15 protein-coding genes and 1 tRNA gene are annotated in these 21,465 nt (G+C 71.5%); 9 read left to right on the top strand and 7 right to left on the bottom strand.

Annotated features, from left to right (window positions below; all coding sequences use genetic code 11):
- The first annotated feature begins 14 nt into the window (after window positions 1–14).
- The 4 genes from pstB to phoR are packed head-to-tail and all read left to right on the top strand — an operon-like array spanning window position 15 to window position 3,632.
- Window positions 15–800, top strand: a complete 786-nt coding sequence (pstB, locus tag VFR90_RS08000) for a phosphate ABC transporter ATP-binding protein PstB (protein WP_326405581.1) — start codon at window positions 15–17, stop codon at window positions 798–800.
- Between the two features lie 13 nt (window positions 801–813).
- On the top strand, window positions 814–1,518 hold the full coding sequence (phoU, locus tag VFR90_RS07995; protein WP_326405580.1) for a phosphate signaling complex protein PhoU: 705 nt from the start codon (window positions 814–816) through the stop codon (window positions 1,516–1,518).
- A gap of 13 nt (window positions 1,519–1,531) precedes the next feature.
- On the top strand, window positions 1,532–2,230 hold the full coding sequence (gene phoB, locus VFR90_RS07990) for a phosphate regulon transcriptional regulator PhoB (protein ID WP_326405579.1): 699 nt from the start codon (window positions 1,532–1,534) through the stop codon (window positions 2,228–2,230).
- Window positions 2,231–2,255: 25 nt separating this feature from the next.
- The gene (phoR, locus tag VFR90_RS07985; protein WP_326405578.1) at window positions 2,256–3,632 is read left to right on the top strand and encodes a phosphate regulon sensor histidine kinase PhoR; all 1,377 of its coding nucleotides are present in this window, start codon (window positions 2,256–2,258) and stop codon (window positions 3,630–3,632) included.
- Between the two features lies 1 nt (window position 3,633).
- Here phoR and VFR90_RS07980 read toward each other — a convergent pair whose 3' ends face one another.
- The 4 genes from VFR90_RS07980 to trxA form a co-directional block, all read right to left on the bottom strand.
- Window positions 3,634–5,325 carry a hypothetical protein gene (locus VFR90_RS07980; protein WP_326405577.1) on the bottom strand — a complete coding sequence of 564 codons (1,692 nt, stop codon included), beginning with the start codon at window positions 5,323–5,325 and terminating at the stop codon, window positions 3,634–3,636.
- Window positions 5,326–5,441: 116 nt separating this feature from the next.
- Window positions 5,442–5,705: a type B 50S ribosomal protein L31 gene (locus tag VFR90_RS07975; protein ID WP_326405576.1), complete on the bottom strand. Its 264-nt coding sequence runs from the start codon at window positions 5,703–5,705 to the stop codon at window positions 5,442–5,444.
- Between the two features lie 99 nt (window positions 5,706–5,804).
- Entirely contained in the window at window positions 5,805–7,067 is a 1,263-nt protein-coding gene (gene rho / locus VFR90_RS07970; RefSeq protein ID WP_326405575.1) for a transcription termination factor Rho, read from the bottom strand.
- A 243-nt stretch (window positions 7,068–7,310) separates the two neighbouring features.
- Window positions 7,311–7,640 (bottom strand): thioredoxin TrxA, encoded by a 330-nt coding sequence (gene trxA, locus VFR90_RS07965; protein ID WP_326405574.1) that lies wholly within the window; start codon window positions 7,638–7,640, stop codon window positions 7,311–7,313.
- Between the two features lie 154 nt (window positions 7,641–7,794).
- Between trxA and VFR90_RS07960 the strand changes: the two genes are divergently transcribed.
- Both VFR90_RS07960 and VFR90_RS07955 read left to right on the top strand, forming a co-directional pair.
- Window positions 7,795–10,410, top strand: coding sequence for a PD-(D/E)XK nuclease family protein (locus VFR90_RS07960; protein WP_326405573.1), 2,616 nt, complete (start codon window positions 7,795–7,797; stop codon window positions 10,408–10,410).
- Window positions 10,407–13,718 (top strand): UvrD-helicase domain-containing protein, encoded by a 3,312-nt coding sequence (locus VFR90_RS07955; protein WP_326405572.1) that lies wholly within the window; start codon window positions 10,407–10,409, stop codon window positions 13,716–13,718. The genes VFR90_RS07960 and VFR90_RS07955 overlap by 4 nt, the downstream gene beginning before the upstream one ends.
- Window positions 13,719–13,766: 48 nt before the next feature.
- On the opposite strand, the gene hpnE is transcribed toward VFR90_RS07955, so the two are convergent.
- The 3 genes from hpnE to hpnC are packed head-to-tail and all read right to left on the bottom strand — an operon-like array spanning window position 13,767 to window position 16,799.
- Complete coding sequence (gene hpnE / locus VFR90_RS07950) at window positions 13,767–15,086, bottom strand: hydroxysqualene dehydroxylase HpnE (protein ID WP_326405571.1); 1,320 nt, start codon at window positions 15,084–15,086, stop codon at window positions 13,767–13,769.
- Entirely contained in the window at window positions 15,083–15,946 is an 864-nt protein-coding gene (gene hpnD, locus VFR90_RS07945) for a presqualene diphosphate synthase HpnD (protein ID WP_326405570.1), read from the bottom strand. Before hpnD ends, hpnE begins: the two co-directional genes overlap by 4 nt.
- A 31-nt stretch (window positions 15,947–15,977) precedes the next feature.
- Window positions 15,978–16,799, bottom strand: coding sequence for a squalene synthase HpnC (hpnC, locus tag VFR90_RS07940; RefSeq protein WP_326405569.1), 822 nt, complete (start codon window positions 16,797–16,799; stop codon window positions 15,978–15,980).
- A gap of 196 nt (window positions 16,800–16,995) precedes the next feature.
- Between hpnC and VFR90_RS07935 the strand changes: the two genes are divergently transcribed.
- The 3 genes from VFR90_RS07935 (at window position 16,996) to VFR90_RS07925 (ending at window position 21,439) form a co-directional block, all read left to right on the top strand.
- Window positions 16,996–18,111: an efflux RND transporter periplasmic adaptor subunit gene (locus VFR90_RS07935; RefSeq protein WP_326405568.1), complete on the top strand. Its 1,116-nt coding sequence runs from the start codon at window positions 16,996–16,998 to the stop codon at window positions 18,109–18,111.
- A 7-nt stretch (window positions 18,112–18,118) separates the two neighbouring features.
- Window positions 18,119–21,295 carry an efflux RND transporter permease subunit gene (locus VFR90_RS07930; protein ID WP_326405567.1) on the top strand — a complete coding sequence of 1,059 codons (3,177 nt, stop codon included), beginning with the start codon at window positions 18,119–18,121 and terminating at the stop codon, window positions 21,293–21,295.
- A 57-nt stretch (window positions 21,296–21,352) separates the two neighbouring features.
- Window positions 21,353–21,439 (top strand) — tRNA-Leu (locus VFR90_RS07925).
- Window positions 21,440–21,465 lie beyond the last annotated feature (26 nt).

The raw sequence follows: 21,465 nt of genomic DNA, 5'->3' as shown, positions 1-21,465 counted from the left end.
CGAAGGACTGGACCATGGACACCAAAGTCGAACTCCCGGTGACCGAGAAGGCCAAGCTCGCGGTGCGCGGCCTGAACTTCTACTACGGCCACTTCCATGCGCTGAAGAACATCAACATGGACATCCCGGCCGGCAAAGTCACCGCGTTCATCGGCCCCTCAGGGTGCGGGAAGTCCACGCTGCTGCGCACCTTCAACCGCATGTTCGAGCTCTACCCCGAGCAGCGCGCAGAAGGCCAGATCTTGCTCGACGGCACGGACGTGCTTGACACCAAGGACGACGTTTCGCTGATCCGCGCCAAGATCGGCATGGTGTTCCAGAAGCCGACGCCGTTCCCGATGTCGATCTACGACAACATCGCCTTCGGCGTGAAGCTGTTCGAGAGCCTGCCGCGCGCCGAGATGGACGAGCGGGTCGAGTGGGCCTTGAAGAAGGCTGCGCTGTGGAACGAAGTGAAGGACAAGCTGCAGCAAAGCGGCTCGGGCCTTTCGGGCGGCCAGCAGCAGCGGCTGTGCATCGCGCGCGGCATCGCGATCAAGCCGGAGGTGCTGCTGCTCGACGAACCCTGCTCGGCGCTCGACCCCATCAGCACCGGCAAGATCGAAGAGCTGATCCACGAACTGAAGGCCGACTACACCGTCGTGATCGTCACCCACAACATGCAGCAGGCCGCGCGCTGCTCGGACTACACCGCCTACATGTACCTCGGCGACCTGATCGAGTTCGGCCCCACCTCGGAGCTGTTCATGAAGCCGAAGAAGAAGGACACCGAGGACTACATCACCGGCCGCTTCGGCTGACGTGGAGACGACGATGGACAAGCATCTTTCGACGCAGTTCGACAGCGAGCTGAGCGGCATCTCGACGCGCGTGCTCGAAATGGGCGGCCTGGTCGAAGCGCAGGTCGCGCAGGCCATCTATGCGCTGACCAACTTCAGCGAAGAGACCGCCGCGCAGGTGCTTGTGCAGGAGGAGAAGGTCAACCTGATGGAAGTCGAGATCGACCGCGACCTGTCGTCGATCATCGCCCGCCGGCAGCCGACCGCGCGCGACCTGCGGCTGCTGATCGCGATCAGCAAGACCATCGGCAATCTCGAGCGCGTCGGCGACGAAGCGGCGCGCGTCGCGCGCACGGTGCAGCGGCTGGTTGCGACCGGCATGTCGTCGCGCCTGAAGATGCCGGTGGCCGACGTGTCCTTCGAGGCTTCGCTCGCCACGGCGCTGCTGCGCAAGTCGCTCGACGCCTTCGCGCGGCTCGACGTCGACAAGGCCGTCGAGGTGATCAAGCAGGACGACCAGATCGACCAGGAGTTCGAGGGTCTGATGCGCAAGCTGATCACCTTCATGATGGAAGACGCGCGCACGATCTCCGCGAGCATCGATCTCGTCTTCGTCGCCAAGGCGATCGAGCGCGTCGGCGACCACGCGAAGAACCTGGCCGAACAGATCATCTACGTGGTCAAAGGCACCGACGTGCGGCACAACCCGGTCGCGCAGCTCGACACCATGGTGAAGTAGCAAGGAGGACGTGATGAGTCGAGTGCTGGTGGTCGAGGACGAGTCGGCGATCGCGGAGCTGATCTCCATCAACCTGCGTCACGCGGGCTTCGAGGTGACGATCGCGGCGACGGCCGACCAGGCGCAGTTCGAGATCGACCGCGTGCTCCCCGACCTGGTGATCCTCGACTGGATGCTGCCGGGCCAATCGGGCCTCGCGCTCGCGAAGAAATGGCGCGGCGAGAGCCGCACCCGCGAGCTGCCGCTGATCATGCTGACCGCGCGCGCCGACGAGGGTGACAAGGTCGCCGGCCTCGATGCCGGCGCCGACGACTACCTCACCAAGCCGTTCTCCACGCACGAGCTGATGGCACGCATCCGCGCGGTGTTGCGCCGCAAGGCGCCGGAGGCGCTCGACAGTGCGGTCGAGCTCGGCGCGCTGAAGCTCGATCCTTCGACGCGTCGTGTCAGCCGCGGCGAGCAGGACGTGAAGATCGGCCCGACCGAATTCCGCCTGCTGCACTTCCTGATGACGCACCCCGAGCGCGTGCACTCGCGCGCGCAGCTGCTCGATCGCGTCTGGGGCGATCACGTCTTCATCGAGGAGCGCACCGTCGACGTCCACGTCAAGCGGCTGCGCGAGGCGCTGTCGCCGGTCGGCTGCGCGCAGATGATCGAGACGGTGCGCGGTGCCGGCTACCGCCTGACGCAGCAGGTCGCGCTGCAGGCTTGAGGCGCGCGGCGATCGGAGCGCCCCGATGAACTGGCTGCTGCCGCGCCTGCTGGTCGCGGTGGTCGCGATGGCGGCCGGGGCAGCGGTGGGTTGGCTCGTCGGCCACAGCTTCGACACTCCTGGCTGGGGGATGCTGACCGGCGCGGCGATCGCGATCGTGACGGTCGCGACCATCGACACGCTGCGCGGCGTGCGCATCATCGCGTGGCTGCAGGGCGCGCAGGACGAAGACGCGCCGCGCGACCCCGGCTTCTGGGGCGAGCTGGCCTACCGCGTCGAGCGCGCACTGCGCCAGCGCGAGAGCGCGACGGCTGCCGAGCAGGCGCGCCTCGCGCAGTTCCGCGACGCGATGGAAGCCTCGCCGAACGGCGTGCTGATGCTCAGCGCGGCCGAGCAGATCGACTGGTGCAATTCGGTCGCCGCGGCGCACTTCGGGCTCGATCCGCTGCGCGACCGACACCAGCCGGTGACCAACCTCGTGCGTGCGCCGGCCTTCGTCGCCTACCTGCAGGCCGGCGTGTTCCGCGAGCCGGTCAGCTTCGAAAGCCGCGGCGCGACGATTTCGGTGCTGGCGCGCTCCTACGGCGACGGCATGCGGCTCGTTCTCTCGCAGGACGTCACCGAGCGCGAACGCGCGGACAGCATGCGGCGCGACTTCGTCGCCAACGTCTCTCACGAGATCCGCACGCCGCTGACGGTGCTGGCCGGCTTCATCGAGACGATGGGCACGCTGCCGCTGACGGAGGTCGAGCGCCGGCGCGTGCTGACGCTGATGGGCGAGCAGACGTTGCGCATGCAGCGGCTCGTGACCGATCTGCTGACGCTGGCGCAGCTGGAGGGCAGCCCGCGGCCGGCGTCCGATCGCTGGCTGCCGCTGGCGCCGCTGCTGCGGCAAGTCGAGGCGGACGCGCGCAGCCTGTCGGCGGGCCGGCATCGCATCGCGCTGGCCGGCGCGAGCGACCTGCAGATCGCCGGCGCTGAAACCGAGCTGCACAGCGCGCTGTCGAACTTGGCGAACAACGCGGTGCGCTACACGCCCACCGACGGCCGCATCGACATCGCCTGGCGCGTGCTTGCCGACGGCTCGGGCGAGTTCTCGGTGAAGGACACCGGGCCGGGCATCGAGCGCGAGCATCTGCCGCGGCTCACCGAACGCTTCTACCGCGTCGACGGCAGCCGCTCGCGCGAGACCGGCGGGACCGGGCTCGGGCTGTCGATCGTCAAGCACGTGGTGCAGCGCCACGGCGGCGAGCTGGACATCCAGAGCGAGCCGGGTCGGGGTTCGACCTTCCGGCTCGTCTTTCCTGCGGTGCGCCTGCGTTCGGTGGCGACGGCGCAGCGGGGGCGCGAGTCGCGCGACGTCGTCGAAGCCGCCGAGACGGCTCGCGCCGAGCCGCGCTGAATCAGCGCGCGGTCGCGACGGCGCTGCGGCGGTAGACGGCCGTTTGCTCGGTGCGGTCGGTCGGCAGCCGCTCGCGTGCGATCAGTTGCCAGCCGGGACGGCGCAGCCCGTCGTCGGTCGTCGCGCGGCGTACCGGGAGCATCAGGAATTCGCAGCCCGAGGCGGCGCGCCCGCCGGGCGGCAGTGCGTCGTCGATCTCGACGCGCCAGCCGCCGTGGTACTCCATCGCCGCGATCTGGCTGGTGCGCAGGCCCACGGTGGCGATGCAGGCGTCGGTCGGCACATGCTGCGCGAGCCGGTCGATCAGCACGCGATAGCTGCGCGCGTAGTCGAGCACCGGCAGCAGCAGCGTCATCGCGAGCAGCCAGCACAGGCTGAGGCCGCCGGCCGGCAGCACCAGGCTCTTCCACAGCACCGGTCGATGCCGGCCGGTGCGCCAGCGCACCAGCAGCAACCAGGCGAGGGTCGCGGCGACGGCGAAGCCGAGCGCGATCCAGGAGAAGCTGCCCGGATAGCCGGGCACCAGCCGCGCGACGTTGGCCGCAGTCTTCGCGGGCATGCCGGTCTGCAGCGCCGCGTAGACCACCCAGATGACGATCGCGAGGGCGCTGAAGAACGCGACCGAAAACCAGTCGATCGCCGCCGAGACGCTTCGCTGCAAGGTCGGCAGGGCGAACGCGGCGAGCACCGCGAGCGCCGGCAGGCCCAGCATCAGCGCCCGGTCCGATCCGCCCATGCCAGCGCAGGCGATCAGCGCCACGCCGGCCAGCACGCAAGGCACGGCAATGTGCCGGTGCTGCAGATGCTTGCGCCAGCGCCACAGCGTCCACAGCGCCATCGGCCAAGTCGGCCAGGTGAACCAGATCAGCAGCTGCGGCAGCTGAAGCAGCGACGACGGCGACTCCAGCCGTACGCGCCACGCGCCAAGCGCGGTGCCGGTCGCCGCGGCGAGGATCGCTCCTCCGACCAGCCAGGGCACCAGAGCGCGGGCCATCGGATAGCTCGAACGCAGGCTGACCGCGAGGGCGCCGATCGCGAAACCCAGGCCCATCGTCGGCGCGCCGCTGGCCGCCAGCATCACCAGCGCGAGTGCGGCTTCGATGCCGGCCCACAGGCGTCGCGTCGTGCTGATCGCGAGCGCATGCATGAAGAGGGCAGTGGCGAAAAGCTGTGCCAGTTCAGGGGTCGTCTCGTGGCCGAGCTGCAACAGGCCCAGCGTGGCGATCAGCGCGAGCAGCGCGCCGTCGGCGATCGCGCGGGCGTAGTCGGTCGGGCTGGCTTCGCCGCCGAAGGCGAAAGGCAGCGGTTGTGCGGCCTCCGTGCGTGCGAGGTGGTAGCAGCTGTACCAAGTGAAGGCGAGCGTTCCGGCGAGCAGCGCGGCGAACGGCAGGCGCGCGGCGAAGGCGGGGCCGATCCACTCGCCGAAAAGGCGGATCGCCGCGGCGCCCAACGTGTACGGGAACAGCGCACCGTCGCCGCGCAGGCCGCCGATCGTCGGCAGCCAGGTGTCGCCGGCCTCGCGGGCGAGGCTGAGCATGTAGCCGAAGGCGGTGACGTCGGCGTGCCGCCAGGGGTCGCGGTCGAACAGGCCAGGCAGCAGGTAGGCCGCGCAGAACAGCAGCAGCGCCATGCGCGGCAGGCGCTGGGCCGCTCGCTGCGACACGAGGGCGGGCGTGGGCGTGGTGGTCGTCAAGGCGCGCCATTGTGGCGGGCCGGCCTTGCGCTCGAACTGGCTTGTGCGTGAACCAAAGAAAAGGGTGGCCGTGGCCACCCTTCGCATGCAGGCCCGCGCCGTGGGCGCATGCCGGCCTACTTCTTCTTCGCGCCGAGGTGGGCGAACTTGTTGCGGAATTTCTCGACACGGCCGCCGAGCGAATCGACGCTCTTCTGCGTGCCCGTGTAGAAAGGGTGCGACTCGCTGGTGGTCTCCAGCTTGAACAGGGGCAGCTCGCGGCCGTCGTCCATCTTGATCGTCTCGCGGGTGGCGGCCGTCGATCGGGTCACAAACTTGAAGCCGTTCGACAGATCGACGAAGCAGACGTCGCGGTAGTTCGGGTGGGTGTTTTCTTTCACGAGGATTCCTGTCGTTGCGGGAGCCACGCCGCCCGAGCTCGAACATCGAGCCGCAGCGCACTTGCCGTCGTTGAAGAGCCAGCGATTATGCCGGGCCGGTCAGCCGCCCCGACGCATCATGTCGAAGAAGTCGAGGTTGGTCTTCGTCGCTTTCATCTTGTCCAGCACGAATTCCATAGCCTCGATCTCGTCCATCGAATAGAGCAGCTTGCGCAGGATCCAGCTTTTCTGAAGGATCTCGGGCTTGAGCAACAGCTCCTCGCGGCGCGTGCCGGACTTGTTGATCAGGATCGACGGGTAGACCCGCTTCTCCGACATGCGGCGGTCGAGGTGGATCTCGCAATTGCCGGTGCCCTTGAACTCCTCGTAGATCACTTCGTCCATCTTCGAGCCGGTGTCGACCAGCGCGGTGCCGATGATGGTCAGCGAGCCGCCTTCCTCGATGTTGCGCGCTGCGCCGAAGAAGCGCTTCGGGCGCTGCAGCGCATTCGCATCGACGCCGCCGGTCAGCACCTTGCCCGAGCTCGGCAGCACGTTGTTGTAGGCGCGCGCGAGGCGGGTGATCGAGTCGAGCAGGATCACCACGTCCTTCTTCAGTTCGACCAGCCGCTTGGCGCGCTCGATCACCATCTCGGCGACCTGGACGTGCCGCGCGGCGGGTTCGTCGAAGGTCGAGCTGATCACCTCGCCGCGCACCGTGCGTTGCATCTCGGTGACCTCCTCGGGCCGCTCGTCGACCAGCAACACGATCAGGTGCGCGTCCGGGTGGTTCGCGGCGAGCGCGTGGGCGACGTGCTGCATCATCATCGTCTTGCCACTCTTGGGCTGCGAGACGAGCAGCGCGCGCTGGCCTTTGCCGATGGGCGCGACCAGGTCGATGATGCGGCCGGTGATGTTCTCTTCGGCCTTGATGTCGCGCTCGAGCTTGAACTGCTCCTTGGGAAACAAGGGCGTCAGGTTCTCGAACATGATCTTCTGCTTGTTCTGGTCGGCGCTGATGCCGTTGACGACGTCGACCTTCACCAGCGCGAAATAGCGCTCGCCATCCTTCGGCACGCGGACTTCACCTTCGATCATGTCGCCGGTGTGCAGGTTGAAGCGGCGGACCTGGCTCGGCGAAAGATAGATGTCGTCGGTGCTCGCCAAGTAGCTTGCGTCGGGCGAGCGCAGGAAGCCAAAGCCGTCGGGAAGCACTTCGAGCACGCCGTCGCCGAAGACCTGCTCGCCCTGCTTGGCGCGCTTCTTCATGATCGCGAACATCAGCTCCTGCTTGCGCATCCGGCCGGTGTTCTCGATCTCGAGGCCCTCGGCCATCTTGACGAGTTCGCTGATGTGCTGCGTCTTCAGTTCGGACAAATGCATGCTGGGCACCTTGCAGGTGAGCGGCGCGCGCGACTGCGCTGGCGCCGAAGGCGGCCCGGACGCTGGAATCCGGGTCGGCCGATCCGAGAGCCGCCGCTCACGCGACGGGACCGAAATGCGGTTCTGGAATGCTGGGGGAGGAGCCGTTGCCCGCGACGTATCGAACGACGAACGTGGCAGGAAGGCTTGTCGCTCGAAGCACCGAGGCCGCGGGTCTCCGGCCTCGAGCTCGAATGCGCGAAATTATAGGTTGCCGTCGAGGAAGGCGGTCAACTGGGACTTCGACAGGGCGCCGACCTTGGTCGCGGCAAGCTGGCCGTCCTTGAAGAGCATCAGCGTCGGGATGCCGCGGATGCCGTACTTCGCAGGCACGTCGCGGTTCTCGTCGACGTTCATCTTGGCAATCTGCAGCTTGCCGTCGTAATCCTTGGCGACTTCGTCGAGGATGGGCGCGATCATCTTGCACGGGCCGCACCACTCGGCCCAGTAATCGACCAGGACCGGCTTGCCGGACTTCATCACGTCGTCGTCGAACGACGCATCGGACACATGCTTGATCAGTTCGCTGGCCATCGGAATGTCCTCGGGAAGGCGCTGCCGCGCGACGCTTGCACGGCCGAAAAATGCTCACTGATTTTGGCACAGGGCCTTCGCGGCGCCGGCCCTGCGAAAGCGGCGCCGGCTATCGCGGGCTTAGCGGCCGGGCGCTTGCGCGAGCACGGCTGCCATGACTGACGAGCATACGGCGCCCGTCGTGCGGCTCGGCGCCGGCGAAGCTTGGCCCGAACTGGTGCGCCACATCGCAGCGTTCGCGCGCGCGCAGGGGCTCCCCACGCGCGACCTGCTGGTGCTGCTGCCCTTCGCCCAGCACCTTGCGCTCGCCGAAGCGGCCTGGGCCGCGTTGCCCGACGCGCCCTGGATGCCGCGTTTCGAGACAACGCAGACGCTCGCTCGCCGCAGTGCGCCGCCGCTGCCGCCCGAGGCCGGCGCGCCGAGCTTCGATCCGCTGGTCGATGCGCTCGCCGTCTCCGGCGCGCTGCGGGAACGGCTGCCGCGCGCCACGACCGACGACCCGCTGCGCTTCGACGCCATCGTGCGCCGCGTCGTCGAAACGACGCACGCGCTGGCGTACGCGCGGCTGGCGCTGCCCGAGCCCGGGCGCTCGGCCTGGACAAAAACGGCACGGCGCGAGCTGCCGGCCGGCGGCTCGGCCGAATCGATGCTCGCCGCCTTCGCCTTGTCGTGGTCGCTGCGCGCGGGCGCGACGCCGGCGGACGCGCTGCACGCAAGCCGTCCGGCCGCGCGCGTCGCGCTGCGCCTCGGCGCAGTCGATCCGGCGGTCGCGGCGTGGATGGCGTCGGACGCGTCGACCCCGGCGCTCTGGCTCGACGCCGATGTGCCGCTCGACGACGCGGCTGGCTGGCCCGCCGCCGAGCGCCGCCTCACCACCTGCCGCGATTTCGAGGACGAAGCGCAACGCAGCGCGGCTCAGGTGCTTGCGCATCTCGCGCGCGGCGAGGCGCCGGTCGCGCTGATCGCGCTCGATCGCGTGCTGCTGCGCCGCGTGCGCGCGCTGCTCGATCGGCAAGCGGTCGCGATCGACGACGAAAGCGGCTGGATGCTTTCCACCACACGCGCAGGCGCGGCCGTCGTCGCGCTGCTGCGCGCCGCGCAGCCCGGCGCATCGGCCGACGACTGGCTCGACGCGATGACCCAGGGCCCCGCCGCCGCGGCGCTCGGCCTGCACGGCTTCGAAGCCTGGCTGCGTCGCCGCGGCATCGCCTCGCTCGCGCGCCTGGAGGCCGAGGCCATCGAGGCCCGCTGGCAGCCGTTGCGGCAGCACTGGCTCGACATCGCGCGAGCCCTGCGTGCGGACGACGCGCGGCCGCTCGGCGAATGGCTGCAGCGCTTGCGCGAGGCGCTGCGGCGCGCCGGCCTGCTCGACCTGCTCGCCGAGGATGCCGCCGGCGCGCAGGTGCTCGACGCCTTGCGTTTCGAGCCCGGCTGGCCCGCGCCGCTGGCCGCGATCGAGCTCGACGCGAGCGCGTTCGCGGGCTGGGTCCGCCAGGTGCTGGAGTCGGTCGCGTTCCGGCCCTCGGCCGCCGCCGAGGCGCAGGTCGTGATCACGCCGCTCGCGCGCGCTGCGCTGCGGCCGTTCGCGGCGGTCGTCTGCCCCGGCGCCGATGCGCAGCACCTCGGCGCGCCGGGCTCGCCTTCGTTGCTCGGCGAAGCCACCGCGCGCGCGCTCGGCGTGCCGACCGACGCGCAGCGGCGCGATGCCGAACGCCGCGCCTTCGCGCAACTGCTGCGCGTGCCGCGCGCCTCGTTCTTCGTGCGACACGGCGAAGGCAGCGAGCGCGTTCTGCCCGCGGCGCCGCTGCTCGAACTGGCGTGGGCGGCGGAACGCGCCGGCCAGCCGCTCGTCGCGGCCGACGACACCCGCGAGCTGCGATCCACGGCCGCCGCACCCATCGGCCGCCCGGCGCCGCGCGCGCCGGCGCTCGTGCCGGCCGATGTCAGCGCCACCGCCTACGAAGCGATGCGTGCCTGCCCCTACCGGTACTTCGCGCTGCGCATGCTCGGGCTCGCGCAAGCCGAGGAACTGGACGACGCCGTCGATGCCCGCGAGCACGGCTCGTGGCTGCATGCGCTGCTGAAGGACTTCCACGAGCGTCGCGACCCGGCGCAGCCCGGGCAGGACGAGGCGCATCTCGCCGCCGCGGCGCGCGAGGCGATCGCCGCCCTTGTGCGCGACGACGAAGACTTCCTGCCTTTCGAGCTCGCCTTCGCCGCCTTCGCGCCGCGCTACCTCGCCTGGTTGCGCGAGCAGGAGGCGGCCGGCTGGCGCGTCGAGCGGCACGAATGGCCGCTCGCGCTCGATGCCGTCAAGCTGCCCGGCGCCGCGCGCGCGATGCCCGCCTGGCGCGGCCGCATCGACCGCGTTGACGCGAAGACCGTGCCGGCCCGAGGCCGGCGCATGCGCATCCTCGACTACAAGGCCAGCGCCGCCGCGGGCCTGAAGACGCGCGTGCGCGAGCCCCTCGAAGACACGCAGCTGGCCTTCTACGCCGCGTTGCTCAGCGCGACGGAGGGCGAGCCGCCCGGCGGGCTGGAGGCGGCCTACCTCGCGCTCGACACCAACAAGTCGCCCGAGCTGGTGCCGCATCCGCAGGTCGAGGCCTCCGGCGCCGCGCTGCTCGAAGGCCTGGCCGACGATTTCGAGCGCCTCGCCGACGGCGCCACCTTGCCCGCGCTGGGAGAAGCCCGCGCCTGCGAACACTGCGCCGCACGCGGCCTGTGCCGGCGCGATTTCTGGCCGGTCGACGAGGCCGCCCCGCGATGAGCGCCACGCTCGCCTACCGCATCGACGGCCGCCAGGTCGAGGCCCGCGCCTTTTACCGCAGTGCATGCGACCCGCGCCGCAGCGTCGTCGTCGAAGCCTGCGCCGGCGCCGGCAAGACCTGGATGCTGGTTTCGCGCATCCTGCGCGCGCTGCTCGCCGGCGCCGAGCCGGGGGAGATCCTCGCGATCACCTTCACCCGCAAGGCCGCCGGCGAAATGCGCGAGCGCCTGCAGCAGTGGCTGCGCGAGTTCGCGCTGGCGACGCCCGAGGCGCGTCGCGAAGCGCTGCGCCAGCGCGGCTGCACCGAAGCGGAAGCCGAGGCGCTGCAGGCGCCGCTCGGCGCGCTTTACCCGAGCCTGCTCGCGGCCGGCCGTGGCGTCGAGATCCGCACCTTCCACGGCTGGTTCGGGCAGCTGATGCGCGCGGCCCCGATCGCGCTGCTCGAACCGCTTGGCCTGCATCCCGACGTCGACACGCTCGAAGACCGCGAGGACCTGCGCCCCGCCTACACGCGCCGCTTCCTGCGCGCGGTCGCGGCCGACGCCGGCCTGCGGGCCGACTACGCCGAGCTCGTCGCGCTGCACGGCCGGCAGAAGCTCGCCGGCTGGCTCGAGGCGGCGATCGACCAGCGCATCGAGTTCGAGCGCGCCGACGCGGCCGGCACGCTCGAAGCCAGCGTGCCGGCCGCCGCGGTGCTGTGGCCCGGGCTCGCCGCCTTCGACACGCCGCACGGCGCGCTGCGCGAGGCGGCGCTCGTCGCGCGGCTGCAGGCGCTGGCGCGTGAGCTCGGCTGCGGCGGCAAGAAGGCGGTCGACGCCGCGCAGGCGCTGGAAGCCGGCCTGGCGCTGACCGGCGATGCCGAGGCTTTCGCGGCGATCTGGATCGCGCTGCACACGAAGCAGGGCGAGCCGCGCAAGCTCGGCGATTTCCCGGCGCAGCTCGACGCCTGCGACGCGCTGCGCGGCATCGCCGAGGCGCACCGGCAACAGGAGGCGCACGGGGCGCACGCGCGGCTGGTGCGGCTCGCGCGGGCACTGCTCGCGGCGTATGCCGCGGTGAAGCGCCAGCGCGGGCTGGCCGACATGGCCGACCTGGAGCTGTGCGCCGCCGCGCTGCTGGCCGATGCCGAGCTCGCCGCCTGGGTGCAGCAGCGGCTCGACACCCGCATCCGCCACCTGCTGATCGACGAGTTCCAGGACACCAGCCCGCTGCAGTGGCGCACGCTCGAAGCCTGGCTCGCCGGGTACGCAGGCGCGGGCGGCGGCGCGAGCGGGCAGCGGCCACTGTCGCTGTTCGTCGTCGGCGATCCCAAGCAGAGCATCTACGGCTTTCGCCGTGCCGACCCGCGCGTGTTCGTGCGGGCGCGCGAGTTCGTCGTCGAGGGCCTGCAAGGCGCGCACCTCGCCTGCGACCACACGCGCCGCAACGCGCCGGCGATCGTCGAGGCGATGAACGCGGTGTTCACGCGCGCACAGGAGCTCGGCGAGTTCGACGGCTTTCGCCCGCACACCACCGCCGCGCTCGACGCGCCCGGCGCCGTCCGCCTGCTGCCGGTGACGCAGCGGCCGGAGCGCGAGCGTGCCGCGGCGTTCGCACCCGGGTGGCGCGACACGCTGACCACCCCGCGCGTCGAGGCGGAAGAGGCGCTGCGGCTCGTGGAAGCCCGCCGCGTCGCCGACGCGATCGCGCAGCTCGTGCAGCACGAGGGCCACGCGCCGGACGAGGTGCTGGTGCTCGGGCGCAAGCGCGTCGCGCTGGGCTGGGTCGCGCAGGCGCTGCGCGAGCGCGGCATCGCGCACGTGCTGCCTGAAGAACGCCGGCTCGACGCCGCACCCGAGGTCGCGGACCTGCTCGCGCTGCTCGATGCGCTGGTGCTGCCGACGCAGGATCTCGCGCTCGCGCGCGCGCTGAGAAGCCCGGTGTTCGGCGCCAGCGACGACGACCTGATCGCCCTCGCGCTCGCGGTGCGCGAGCGCGGCGGCACCTGGTGGGACGCGCTGCTCGAAGGCCGTGCCGCATCGCCCGCGCTGGCGCGCGCGAGCACGCTGCTGCCGGCCTGGCGCGAAGCCGCCGGGCGGTTGCCGCCGCACGACCTGCTCGACCGCATCGTCTTCGAAGGCGGGGTCCGCGCGCGCTACGCCGCCGCGCTGCCGCCGGCAGCGCGCGCGCTCGGCCTGCGCGCGATCGACGCGCTGCTGGCCGAAGCGCTCAAGCTCGACGGCGCGCGCTACGCGACGCCCTACAACTTCGTGCGTGCGCTGCGCCGTCGGCGCGTGCTGCTGCCCACCCTGGCCGAGGAGCGGGCGGTGCAGCTGCTGACCATCCATGGCGCCAAGGGCCTCGAAGCGCGTGCAGTGTTCCTCATCGACACCGAGCCGCAGGCGCCGAAGGCCGACGGCCCGCGCCTGGCCATCGACTGGCCGGCCGATGCCGACCACCCGAGCTGTTGCGCCTTCGTGGCGGCCGACTTGCCGCCGTCGCTGGCCGATTTCGCGGCGGCCGAGGCGGCGCGGCGCGCGCGCGAGGAGCTGAACGCGCTCTACGTCGCGATGACGCGTGCGCGCGAACTGCTGGTGCTCAGCGCGACCGCGCCGCACGTCGCGGCGCCCGGCCCAAGCCCGCGGCAGCGCGTCGTGCTGGCGCTCGGTGGCGACGAGTCGGTCGCGGCGCATGCGATGGCGCCGCCCGCAGCCCGGCCGCCGGCCGATCGGCTCGCACAGGTCGAGTGGCTGGAACTGCCGCGCTTGCCGGCACGTGAAGTCGCGGCGGTGGGCGCCCGGCGCAGCGCGCCGGCCGAAGACGACAAGGCGGCGCAACTCGGGCGCGCGGTGCATCGGGTCCTCGAATGGCACGGCGGCTCGTCGCAAGCCGGGGCGATCCCGGCCGCGGCCCGCGCGGCGGCCGATGAGTTCGGCCTCGCCGCCGACGCCGCCGCGCGCATTGAGTCCATCGCCGCCGCGATCCTCGCGAGCCCCGACTGCGCCCGCTTCTTCGATCCGCCGCGCATCGCCTGGGCCGGCAACGAGGTGCCGGTCGGCCGCGCGGGGCAGGTGCTGCGCATCGACCGGCTCGTCGCGCTGCGCGGCGACGCCGGCCAGCGCGAGACGTGGTGGGTGCTCGACTACAAGCTGCGCGGCGATCCGTTGGCGGTGCCGGCCTACCGTGAGCAGCTCGTGGCCTATGCCGACGCGGTGCGCCGGCTGCAGCCGGGCTTCGTGGTGCGCGCCGCGTTCATCACCGGGGAGGGACGGCTGGTCGAATGGCCCGAGCCGGCCGGACTTCGCGTCGAGCCCGGCCGCGCCGGGTGAGCGGGGCGGCGAACTCGGTTCCGCGCGCGGCCCGCAGCCTCGTGGCGGCTAGCGCAGGATCAAGCCGACGGTGGCCGTTCCGGACCGCACCGCGCCTTCGAGCGTCGAGGGATAGGGGCCTTCGATGTGATCGCCGGCGGCGACGAGCCCGGGTGCGATCGTCGCCGGCGGTCGCGCCAGGCCCGTCGTGCACCGCAGCGTCGCGCGCTTGTCGGCCAGCACGCGCAGCACCGTCGGCGCGTGGCCCAGCCTGGCGCCGAGCTGGCGCCGCGCCTGCGCGAGCACGACTGCACCGACGAGGTCGAGCCCGCGCTCGATGGCGGCGGCCGCGCCGCTAATTACGAAGGCGAGGCAACCGGCCGCCCGCGGCTCGCCGCTGCGCAGCAGGCCGAGATCGAAGACGAACTGCGCGGGGGCGTCGCCGTCGGCCGCCGTGCTCGCCAGCGCCAGCATCGGCTGGGCGAGGCGCGCGCCCGGCGCATGCAGCAGCACCGTGACGATCGGCTCGTGGGGCAGCGCCGCCGCCTGCTCGGCCCACGGGGCCGCGTGCTCGGCCGCCAGCCGCGCGGCCTCGACGCTGCTGCACGCGAGCACCACGGCATCGAAGGTCGCCGTGGTGCCGTCGGAGACGGCGACGGACCACCGCCCGGCCGCCTCGCGCTGCAGCCGCATCACCCGTGCGCGCCGCTGCACGCGGGCCCCGCGCGCTTCGAGCCAGGCGCTCGCCGGGTCGGGCAAGAGCGCGCCGAGGTCGACGCGCGGCAGCAGCAGGTCCGCGCTGCCTGGGCCGGCGAACAGCGCGTCGTGCAGCACGCGGAGGAAAACGCGCGCGCTGGCGACGCCGGCCGGCGTGTTCAGCGCCGCGACGCACAGCGGCTCGATGAAGTCGCGCCGAAGGGCCGCGGGCAGGTCGGCGGCGAGCCCTTCGACGGTGAGATCGTCGGCGCAACGGAAGCCGGCGCGCTGCCAGCGCCACGCGGCGCGCAGCAGCGCAAGCCGGTCGCGCCAGGGCCAGCCCCGGGCGGCGAGCACGCCGCGCACGAAGGCGACGAGCGGCGCGCCGGGCGGAAGCCGCAGGCCGCGGCCCTGCGCATCGAGCAGCGTGAGCGGCATGCGCTGCAGCACCGCGTCGGGCTCGACGCCGACGCACCGCATCAGCGCGAGCGTCTGGACGTAGGCGCCGATCAGGATGTGCTGGCCGTTGTCGAGCACCGGGCCGGTACGGCCGTCGTCGATGCGGCGCGCGCGGCCGCCGAGGCCGGGCGCCATCTCGTAGAGCGTCACGGCCGCGCCGCGCGACGTGGCCTCGACCGCCGCCGCGAGCCCGGCCCAGCCGCCGCCGACGACGGCGATGCGGCGCTCGCTCACCGCTCCTTCCAGTTCGTCTTCCAGGCAAGCCACAGCTTGCGCAGCGGCGTCAAGGCGATGCGCTGGTGCAGCACGCGGAAGTCGTCGGCCTCGATCTCGCGCAGCAGCGTGCGGTAGATCGACGCCATCATCAGCCCGGGCCGCTGCGCGCGGCGCGCCTCGCTCGGCAGCAGCGCCAAGGCTTCGTCGTAGCAGCGGTGCGCGCGCTCGGCCTGGAACTTCATCAGCGCGACGAAGCGTTCGCTGTAGCCCCAGGGTGGCTCGCGCTTGAGCAACTCGTTCGCCTTCACGTCGAAGCGCTGCAGCTCGCTGACCGGCAAATAGATGCGCCCGCGCCGCGCGTCGTCGCCGACGTCGCGAATGATGTTGGTGAGCTGGAAGGCGAGCCCGAGCATGTGCGCGTAGCGGCGCGTGGGCTCGTCGATCGGCACGCCGTCCTCGGCGCCGAAGATGCCGGCGGACACCTCGCCGACGATGCCAGCCACCAGGTGGCAGTAGCGCTTCAGTGCAGGCTCGTCGAGGTAGCGGGTCTGGCTCAGGTCCATCTCGCAGCCGTCGACCACCTGCTGCAAGTGATCGGCCCGGATGCCGAAGCGCGCGCTGTGCGGCATCAGCGCCTGCATCACCGGATGCTGCGGCCCCCCGGCGTAGGCCTTCGCGATTTCCTGGCGCCACCAGGCGAGCTTGGTCGCGGCCACGCCGGGGTCGCTGACTTCGTCCACCACGTCGTCCACCTCGCGGCAGAAGGCATAGAAGGCGGTGATCGCCTCGCGGCGCGCGGGCGGCAGGAACAGGAACGTGTAGTAGAAGCTCGAGCCGCTCGCGGCAGCCTTGCTCTGGACGTAGGCCTGGGGCGTCATGGGCGGCGCGGATTGTGCGGCGGCGGCCCGCTCATCGCATGACGAGCGCACGCACGCCGATCAGCACCGCGTCGAGCGCGCCCAGCGTCGGCCGGCGACGCAGGCTGGCGTGATCGATCGCCGCGAGCTTGTCGAGGATGCGCAGGCCACCTTGCACGACGCCGCGCAGCTCCCAGCCGGCGCGGCCCGGCACCTGGCGCACGAGCGGCGCGCCGAAGTCCATCGACTCGCGCGCCCAGGCGCAGACCGCGGCGACGAGCGCGCGCGTCGCTTCGCTGTCGTGCCGGGCGAACAGCGCCGCCTCGTCGACGCCGTGCCGGACGCAGTCTTCGAGCGGGATGTACAGCCGCCCGCGCGGCAGGTCGACGCTCAGGTCCTGCCAGAAGTTGACGAGCTGCAGGGCGCTGCAGATGGCGTCCGAGCGGGCGAGTGCGGCCGGCTCGTCGATGCCGTACAGATGCAGCAGCAGCCGCCCGACCGGGTTGGCCGAACGGCGGCAGTAGTCGAGCAGCGCGGCGCGGTCGGCGTAGCGGGCGACCGTCACGTCTTGCGCGAAGGCGCTCAGGAGGTCGGCCAGCGGCGCATGCGGCAGCCGGTGCCGCTCGATGGCCGTGGCGAGCGCGGCGAACACCGGCAGCCAGCGCGTCGAGGCCGGCCGGCCGGCGTAGGTGGCGTCGAGGTCGGCGCGGTAGGCGGCTAGCGCGTCGAGGCGCTCGGCCGGCGTTGCGTCGCCTTCGTCGGCCAGGTCGTCCGCGGTGCGCGCGTAGCGGTAGATCGCGGTGATGGGCGAACGCAGCGCCGGCGGGCACAGCCAGGATGCGACGGGAAAGTTCTCGTAGTGGTCGATGCCCATGAGCACGGCGAAAAAGGCGCGCGGATTGTGCGGGGCAAGGCGGCTGCAGGGCCGGCGCCGCGGCCTGCGTTGACACGCCGTCAGCTCGGCCCCTACAGTACTGACCAGTCAGTCAGTAACGGCGAACCGGTGGCTTTTCGATCCGGCTCGCGCAGGGTGGCAGCCCCTCTGCCCGATCGACATCCGAGGTGATTCCATGGTCGTTGCTCCTCCATCACGAGCCGCGCGGGCGCTGCTGTGGCCGGTGCTGTGCGCCGGCCTGCTCGCCGCCTGCTCGAAGCCGGCGCCGGCGCCCGAGCCTCTGCGATCGGTGCGCACGATGGTGGTCGCCGAAGGCCGCGCCGGGGGCACGCACGAGTACGCGGGCGAGGTACGGGCGCGGGTCGAGTCGCGGCTGGGCTTCCGGGTCGGCGGCAAGATCGTCAGGCGCGCGGTCGATCTCGGCGACAGCGTCAAGGCCGGGGCGCTGCTCGCGCAGCTCGACCCGCAGGACCTGCGATTGAGCCAGGACAGCGCCCGCGCCGCGCTGGGCTCCGCGCAGGCCCAGCACGACCTTGCCGCGGCCGACTTCAAGCGCTACCAGGAACTGCTCGCGCAGGGCTTCATCAGCGCGGCCGAACTGGAACGTCGCGAAGCGACGCTGAAGGCCGCGCGCGCGACGCTCGAGCAGGCGCGTGCGCAAGTCGCGGTGCAGGGCAACCAGGCGGCCTATGCCTCGCTGGTGGCCGATGCAAGTGGCGTGATCACCGCGGTCGAGGCCGAGCCGGGCCAGGTCGTGGCGGCCGGCGCGCCGGTCGTGCGCCTCGCGCACGACGGCCCGCGCGACGTCGTTTTCTCGGTGCCCGAGGACCAGCAGGCCTGGGTGCGCAGCTTCGAGGGCAAGCCAGGCGCGCTGAAGGTGCGGCTGTGGGGCGCGGACGACGTGCTGCCGGCCACCGTGCGTGAGGTCGCCGCGGCCACCGACGCCAGCACGCGCACCTTCCTCGTCAAGGCCGACATCGGCCGTGCGCCCGTGAAGCTGGGCCTGACCGCCACGGCGCAGATCGAGCGTCCGGCCGCGGACGGCGTGATCAAGTTGCCGCTCGCCGCGGTGTTCGAGTCGGGCGGGCGCTCGGCGGTCTGGGTGCTCGACGCGCAGACGATGAAGGTCGCGGCGCAGCCCGTGCAGTTGGCCGGCGCCGACGGCAACGAGGTGGTCATCGCCGCCGGCCTGAAGCCCGGCGCGGAGGTCGTGACCGCGGGCGTGCACGTCTTGAGCCCCGGGCAGACGGTGCGGCGCTACCTGCCGGCGCAGACCACCGCGGCGCGCTGAGTCCGGCATGAACGACACCACCGGCACGCCGCCGCCCGGCGGCCGCTTCAACGTCTCACGCTGGGCGCTCGAGCATGCGCCGCTGACGCGCTACCTCATGCTCGTGCTGCTGGTGCTGGGCGTCGCCGCCTACTTCCAGCTCGGTCAGGACGAAGACCCGCCGTTCACCTTCCGCGCGATGGTCGTGCAGGCCTTCTGGCCCGGCGCGACGGCCGAGCAGATGGCCGAGCAGGTGACCGACAAGATCGAGCGCACGCTGCAGGAGGTGCCCTATGCCGACAAGATCCGCAGCTACACCAAGCCGGGCGAATCGCTGACGATCTTCCAGCTGAAGGACAGCTCGCCGCCGAAGGAGGTGGCCAACGTCTGGTACCTCGCGCGCAAGAAGATCGGCGACATCCGGGGGACGCTGCCCGGCGGCGTGCAGGGCCCCTTCTTCAACGACGAGTTCGGCGACGTCTACGGCTCGATCTACGCGCTCAGTGCCGACGGCTTCAGCGACGAGGAACTGCGCCAGCAGGCGGACGAGCTGCGTGCGCGCCTGCTGCGCGTGCCGAGCGTCGCGAAGGTGGAGCTGTTCGGGGTGCAGGCCGAGAAGGTGTTCGTCGAGATTTCGCAGAAGCGGCTGGCGCAGCTGGGGCTGGACTTCAACGCGGTGCTCGCGCAGCTCGCGGCGCAGAACGCGGTCGAGGGCGCGGGCAACTTGACCGCCGCGGGCCAGACGGTGCAGGTGCGCATCGCCGGGCAGTTCAATTCGGTCGAGGCGCTGAAGAACTTCCCGATCCGTGCGGTGAACGCGCAGACCGGCGCGGCCTCGAGCCTGCGGCTGGGCGACCTCGCGGAGATCCGCCGCGCCTACGTCGATCCGCCGTCGGTGAAGGTGCGTCACCAGGGCAAGCCGGTGATCGCGCTCGGCATTTCAATGGCCAAGGGCGGCGACATCCTCAAGCTCGGCGACGACCTGCGCGTCGCGGTGGCGCGCGTGGCCGACGAGCTGCCCGCAGGGATCGAGCTCGCGCAGCTGCAGGACCAGCCGAGTTCGGTCTCGCGCTCGGTCGGCGAGTTCGTGCGGGTGCTGATCGAGGCGGTGGTGATCGTGCTCGGCGTGAGCTTCGTCGCGCTGGGCCTGCACCGCCAGCCCGGCAGTCGGCTGGGCTTCGTGCTCGATGTGCGGCCTGGCCTGGTGGTCGCGATCACGATCCCGCTGGTGCTCGCGATCACCTTCGTGACGATGTACTACTGGGGCGTCGGCCTGCACAAGATCTCGCTCGGCGCGCTGATCATCGCGCTGGGCCTGCTGGTCGACGACGCGATCATCGCGGTCGAGATGATGGTGAGGAAGCTCGAAGAGGGCTACGACAAGGCGCGCGCCGCCACCTTCGCCTACGAGCTGACCGCGATGCCGATGCTCACCGGCACGCTGATCACCGCGGCGGGCTTCCTGCCGATCGGCCTGGCGCAGTCGACCGTCGGCGAGTACACCTTCGCGATCTTCGCGGTGACGACTGCGGCGCTGCTGATCTCGTGGCTGGTGTCGGTCTACTTCGTGCCCTACCTCGGCACCTTGCTGCTGAAGGTGAAGCCGCATGCGCAGGTGGGGCAAGGGGGCGGCGGGCCGCACGAGCTGTTCGACACGCCGTTCTACGTGCGCTTTCGCGGGCTGGTCGGCTGGTGCGTCGCGCATCGCTGGATCACGATCGGCGCGACGCTCGCGATCTTCGCGCTCGGCATCGCCGGCATGGGCCGCGTGCAGCAGCAGTTCTTCCCCGATTCGAGCCGGCCGGAGATCCTGGTCGATCTGTGGCTGCCCGAAGGCAGCGCGTTCGAGTCGACCGAGGCGCTCGCCAAGCGCTTCGAAGCGCGGCTGATGAAGGAGCCGGGCGTCGCCAGCGTCACCACCTGGGTCGGCAGCGGCACGCCGCGCTTCTATCTGCCGCTCGACCAGATCTTTCCTCAGACGAACGTGATGCAGTCGATCGTGCTGCCGAAAGATCTGAAGACGCGCGAAGCGCTGCGCCAGCAGCTGCCGGCGATGCTTGCCGAGGCTTTCCCCGAGGCGCGCGGCCGCGTGAAGCTGCTGCCCAACGGGCCGCCGGTGCCGTACCCGGTGCAGTTCCGCGTCGTCGGCGCCGAGGTGAAGGCGGTGCGGCAGTGGGCCGACGAGGCCAAGGCCATCCTGCGCGCGAATCCGAAGATGCGCGGTGTCAACGACAACTGGAACGAATCGATCAAGGCGCTGCGGCTTGACGTCGACCAGGACAAGGCGCGCGCGCTCGGCGTGAGCAGCCAGTCGATCGCGCAGGCCTCGCGCACCATCCTCTCGGGCACCACGATCGGCCAGTACCGCGAAGGCGACCGGCTGATCGACATCGTGCTGCGCCAGCCGCTCGACGAACGCAACGCGATCACCGACATCGCCAACGGCTACGTGCCGACGAGCAACGGCCGCTCGGTGCCGCTGACGCAGGTCGCGCAGATCGGCTTCGGCTGGGAGCCGGGCGTGCTGTGGCGCGAGAACCGCGACTACGCGGTCACGGTACAGGGCGACGTGGTCGAGGGCGTGCAGGGCGCGACCGTCACCGCCGAACTGCTGCCCGCGCTGCGCGAGCTGGAGAAGCGCATGCCGGCCGGCTATCGGATCGAAGTCGCCGGCGCGGTCGAGGAGAGCAGCAAGGGACAGGGCTCGATCGCCGCCGGCGCGCCGCTGATGCTTTTCATCATGTTCACGCTGTTGATGCTGCAGCTGCACAGCTTCAGCCGCGCGATGCTGGTGTTCCTGACCGGCCCGCTCGGCATCGCCGGCGTCGCCGGCGCGCTGATCCTGCTCGGGCGGCCCTTCGGCTTCGTCGCGCTGCTCGGGGTGATCGCGCTGATCGGGATGATCATGCGCAACTCGGTGATCCTGATCGACCAGATCGAGCAGGACCGCGCGAAGGGCGTCGCGGCCTGGGATGCGATCGTCGAGGCGGCGGTGCGCCGCTTCCGGCCGATCGTGCTGACCGCCGCGGCAGCGGTGCTGGCGATGATCCCGCTGTCGCGCAGCGTGTTCTGGGGGCCCATGGCGGTGGCGATCATGGGTGGCTTGATCGTCGCGACGGCCTTGACCCTGCTTGCCTTGCCGGCGATGTACGCGGCCTGGTTCCGGGTCGAGCGCGAAGCCCGGACCGAGGAGCCGGGTCGCTAGAATCGCGCGCCTGTCGGGAACCGGACCGAAGGGGCTGCGGCCCCTTCGTCGTTTCTGGCGCGGGTGGCGAAATTGGTAGACGCACCAGGTTTAGGTCCTGACGCCCGCAAGGGTGTGCGGGTTCGAGTCCCGCCCCGCGCACCAGCCGCACATCGAAGCAACCCAGCAAG

It is taken from the genome of Methylibium sp. (assembly GCF_035762065.1).
GTDB lineage: Bacteria > Pseudomonadota > Gammaproteobacteria > Burkholderiales > Burkholderiaceae_C > Methylibium.
This window is presented reverse-complemented; position numbering and strand designations above follow the sequence as displayed.